The 4,681-nt window shown below is 34.2% G+C and carries 5 protein-coding genes; all 5 read left to right on the top strand.

Features of this window, described 5'->3' with window-relative positions:
* A partial coding sequence (locus E6248_RS13455) for a V-type ATPase subunit (RefSeq protein WP_316341302.1) occupies positions 1-425 on the top strand: 425 nt, incomplete at its 5' end.
* Entirely contained in the window at positions 418-729 is a 312-nt protein-coding gene (locus E6248_RS13450; protein ID WP_316341301.1) for a V-type ATP synthase subunit F, read from the top strand. The genes E6248_RS13455 and E6248_RS13450, both read left to right, overlap by 8 nt.
* A gap of 17 nt (positions 730-746) precedes the next feature.
* Complete coding sequence (locus E6248_RS13445) at positions 747-2,528, top strand: V-type ATP synthase subunit A (RefSeq protein ID WP_316341300.1); 1,782 nt, start codon at positions 747-749, stop codon at positions 2,526-2,528.
* Positions 2,521-3,903: a V-type ATP synthase subunit B gene (locus E6248_RS13440; protein WP_136006197.1), complete on the top strand. Its 1,383-nt coding sequence runs from the start codon at positions 2,521-2,523 to the stop codon at positions 3,901-3,903. Before E6248_RS13445 ends, E6248_RS13440 begins: the two co-directional genes overlap by 8 nt.
* 2 nt (positions 3,904-3,905) lie before the next feature.
* Positions 3,906-4,547: a V-type ATP synthase subunit D gene (locus E6248_RS13435; RefSeq protein ID WP_136006199.1), complete on the top strand. Its 642-nt coding sequence runs from the start codon at positions 3,906-3,908 to the stop codon at positions 4,545-4,547.
* Positions 4,548-4,681: the final 134 nt, after the last annotated feature.

Below are 4,681 nucleotides of genomic sequence, written 5' to 3'. Positions count from 1 at the left end.
TAGATTCTACTAATATAAGAACATTACTTAGAATTAAAAAGCAAAACAAAGGAAGAGACTTTGCTGAGGAAGTTATAGTTAATGGTGGGGCAATAGATAGCAGTAAACTAGTTGCTTTATTAAATGAATCACCAGAAAATATAATGGCTAAACTTCAAAGTACTATTTATTCAGACTTAATTAAAGAAGGGTTTGAAGGATATATAGCAACAGAATCTGCAAGTCTTTTAGAAAAGTTAAGTGATAATTACATTATGGAATTAATGAAAGATTCTAAGTTAGTTACTTTTGGACCAGAGAAGATTTTATCATATATATATGCTAAAGAAACTGAAATAAAAGTAATAAGAATTATAATGGTTGGCAAGCTTAATAATATTGCTGAGGAAGTAATAAGAGAAAGGTTGCGTGATATATATGCATAAGAAAATAGGTGTTGTTGGAGATAAGGATTCAGTTTTAGCTTTCAAGGCTCTAGGAATAGATGTATTCCCAGTAGTAGATGCTGATGAAGCTAGAAAAGCAGTAGATAGCTGTGCAAGAAGCAATTACGCAGTAATCTTTGTAACTGAACAAATAGCGCAAACAATAGAAGAAACTATAGCACGTTACAATGAAGAGGTACTTCCTGCTGTAATATTAATTCCAAGTAATCAAGGTTCATTAAATATAGGACTTAAGAGAATTAGTGATAGTGTGGAAAAAGCTGTAGGCGTTAATATTTTATAGGAAGGTAGGTTAGTACGTTGAAGACCGGAAAGATAATTAAAGTTGCAGGTCCCTTAGTAGTTGCTGAGGGAATGGAAAATGCAAATATATTCGACATGGTTAAGGTTGGAGAAAAAGGTCTTATCGGAGAAATCATTGAAATGAGAGGCGATAAGGCATCTATCCAAGTTTATGAGGAAACTACAGGAATTGGACCTGGGGACCCAGTAGTTACTACTGGTGAGCCATTAAGTATAGAATTAGGACCAGGACTTATTGAGTCTATGTTCGATGGTATCCAAAGACCTCTAGATGCTTTTGCAAAGGCTGCAAACTCACAGTTTTTAACTAAGGGTGTAGCTGTAAAGTCATTAGATAGAGAAAGAATTTGGAACTTTGTTCCTACTGCTAAAGTAGGAGATGTAGTTGAAGCTGGAGATGTAATTGGAACAGTTCAAGAAACTACAGTTGTTCTTCATAAGATAATGGTACCTTATGGAGTTAAAGGAACAATAAAAGAAATAAAAGCAGGAGATTTCACTATAGTTGATACTGTATGTATAGTAGAAACTGAAAAAGGTGATAAGGAATTAACATTAATGCAAAAATGGCCAGCAAGAAAAGGTAGACCATATGCAAGAAAGTTAAAACCAGATGCTCCAATGACTACAGGTCAAAGAGTTGTAGATACATTCTTCCCAGTTGCTAAAGGTGGAGCAGCTGCAGTACCAGGACCATTCGGAGCTGGTAAAACAGTAGTTCAACACCAAATTGCTAAGTGGGGAGATACTGAAATAGTTGTTTATGTTGGTTGTGGAGAACGTGGTAACGAAATGACAGACGTTCTAAATGAGTTTCCAGAACTAAAAGACCCTAAGACTGGCCAAAGCTTAATGAAGAGAACAGTACTTATTGCTAATACTTCAAACATGCCAGTTGCAGCTAGAGAAGCTTGTATATATACAGGTATAACTATAGCTGAATACTTTAGAGATATGGGATATTCAGTTTCGATAATGGCTGACTCAACTTCAAGATGGGCAGAAGCTTTAAGAGAAATGTCTGGTAGACTTGAAGAAATGCCAGGAGATGAAGGATATCCAGCTTACCTTGGATCAAGACTTGCTGACTACTATGAAAGAGCTGGTAAAGTTGTTTGTCTAGGTAAAGATGGTAGAGAAGGAGCTGTTACGGCTATAGGAGCAGTTTCACCTCCAGGAGGAGACCTTTCTGAGCCAGTTACTCAAGCAACACTTAGAATAGTTAAGGTATTCTGGGGACTTGATGCTCAACTTGCTTATAAGAGACACTTCCCATCAATTAACTGGTTAAATTCATATTCATTATATGCAGATACAATTGATGAGTGGATGAATAATGAAGTATCTTCTGATTGGTCTTCATTAAGACAAGAAGCTATGACTTTACTTCAAGAAGAATCAGGATTACAAGAAATAGTGAGTCTTGTTGGTATCGATGCTTTATCAGAAAATGATAGATTAAAGTTAGAGGTATCTAAGTCAATTAGAGAAGATTATCTTCAACAAAATGCTTTCCATGAAGTTGATACATATGCATCATTAGATAAACAATATAAGATGTTAAAGTTAATACTTCTATTTAAGAAGGAAGCAGAAAGAGCATTAAAGGCTGGAGTATATTTAAATGAAATCTTAGCTTTAAGTGAAATTAGAGATAAGATTGCTAGAAGTAAGTATATTCCTGAAGAAAATCTAAGCAGAATGAATGAAATTGAAGCAGAATTAAAATCGGCTATTGATACATTAATCAACGAAAAAGGAGGGGTTCTAAATGCTTAAAGAATATAAGACAGTTACAGAAGTTGTAGGGCCTTTAATGGTAGTTGAAGGTGTTGAAGGCGTTAAATATGATGAGTTAGTTGAAGTTGAACTTCAAACTGGTGAAATCAGAAGAGGTCAAGTTCTTGAAATAAACGGAACTAGAGCTATGGTTCAACTTTTTGAAGGATCATCAGGAATTAACTTAAAAGAAACTAAGGCAAGATTCTTAGGAAGACCTCTTGAACTAGGGGTTTCTGAAGATATGCTAGGTAGAATCTTTGATGGTATGGGACACCCAATAGATAATGGTCCAAATATTATACCTGAAAAGAGATTAGATATAAATGGAGAAGCTATAAATCCAGTATCTAGAGATTATCCATCAGAATTTATTCAAACAGGAATATCTGCAATAGATGGACTTAATACTTTAGTTAGAGGACAAAAGCTACCTGTTTTCTCAGCATCAGGACTTCCTCATGCACAATTAGCAGCACAAATTGCAAGACAAGCGAAAGTTTTAAACTCAGATTCTAACTTCGCAGTTGTATTTGCTGCTATAGGTATTACATTTGAAGAATCTCAATTCTTCGTAGATGAATTTAATAAGACTGGTGCTATAGATAATTCAGTATTATTTATGAACCTTGCATCAGACCCAGCTATCGAAAGAATAGCTACACCTAGAATGGCTCTTACTACAGCTGAATTCTTAGCTTATGAAAAGGGAATGCACGTACTAGTTATTATGACTGATATAACTAACTATGCAGAAGCTTTAAGAGAAGTTTCTGCAGCTAGAAAAGAAGTTCCAGGTAGAAGGGGATATCCAGGTTACCTATATACTAACCTTTCAACTTTATATGAAAGAGCTGGAAGACTTAGAGGTAAAGAAGGATCAATTACTCAAATTCCTATATTGACTATGCCTGAAGAAGATAAGACACATCCAATTCCAGACTTAACTGGATATATTACAGAAGGTCAAATTATCCTTTCAAGAGAGTTATATAAGAAAGGTATTATGCCTCCAATAGATGTTCTTCCTTCATTATCAAGACTTAAAGATAAGGGTATAGGAAAGAATAAGACTAGAGAAGACCATGCTGATACTATGAACCAATTATTCTCAGCTTACGCACAAGGAAAGCAAGCTAAAGAATTATCTGCAATATTAGGAGAATCAGCATTATCAGATATAGATAAGCAATATGCTAAATTTGCTGAAGCCTTTGAAGAACAATATGTTTCTCAAGGATTTACAGCAAATAGAAGTATAGAAGAAACATTAGAATTAGGATGGAAACTTTTAAAGATACTTCCAAAGACTGAACTTAAGAGAATCAGAGATGAATATCTTGAAAAGTATATGCCAAAGGGAGATGAAGAATAGCCATGGCAAGATTAAATGTCAATCCTACTAGAATGGAGATGTCTAAGCTAAAAAAGAGATTAGCTACAGCTACAAGGGGACATAAACTTTTAAAGGATAAGCAAGATGAGCTTATGAGGCAATTCGTTAATCTTGTCAAATATAATAATGAATTAAGAAAATCTGTAGAAGCAGAGCTTCAAGGAGCACTTAAGGACTTTGTTATGGCTAGAGCTGTTATGAGCTCAGAATTTCTAGAAGAGGCAGTAGCTTATCCGAAAGAAAGTATTTCTGTTGAAGTAGGAACTAAGAATATAATGAGTGTTAATGTTCCTAAAATGGACTTTCATAGACAGCTAGAAGGTGATGAAGGGAGCATATTCCCATATGGATTTGCAAGCACATCATCAGAACTAGATGATTCTATTTCTAAGCTATATACTATACTTCCAAAGTTATTAGAACTTGCAGAAGTTGAAAAGTCAACTCAGCTTATGGCAGATGAAATAGAAAAGACTAGAAGAAGAGTTAATGCTCTTGAATATATGACTATTCCTTCTCTTCAAGAAACTATCAAGTATATTAGAATGAAGCTTGATGAAAATGAAAGAGGAGCTTTAACTAGACTTATGAAAGTTAAAGATATGATACAAGCAAAGAATTAATTTTAAGGGGGCTGTGTAAACAGCCTCTTTTTAATTGCTAATTAAATAATAGAAGTTAATAATTCAGAGATGACTTATTATAAATCAATTAAATTAAATAGGATTATTACTTACAATAGAGATAAGAGATAAGA

Origin of the sequence: Clostridium sp. (genome assembly GCF_032552055.1) — a bacterium.
Lineage (GTDB): Bacteria > Bacillota > Clostridia > Clostridiales > Clostridiaceae > Clostridium.
The sequence above is the reverse complement of the archived record's forward strand: the minus strand, read 5'-3'. Positions and strand labels throughout refer to the sequence as shown.

Coding starts and splice junctions, on each gene's coding strand:
- E6248_RS13450 (WP_316341301.1), top strand. CDS start 418: ATGCATAAGAAAATAGGTGTTGTTGGAGATAAGGATTCAGTTTTAGCT.
- E6248_RS13440 (WP_136006197.1), top strand. CDS start 2,521: ATGCTTAAAGAATATAAGACAGTTACAGAAGTTGTAGGGCCTTTAATG.
- E6248_RS13435 (WP_136006199.1), top strand. CDS start 3,906: ATGGCAAGATTAAATGTCAATCCTACTAGAATGGAGATGTCTAAGCTA.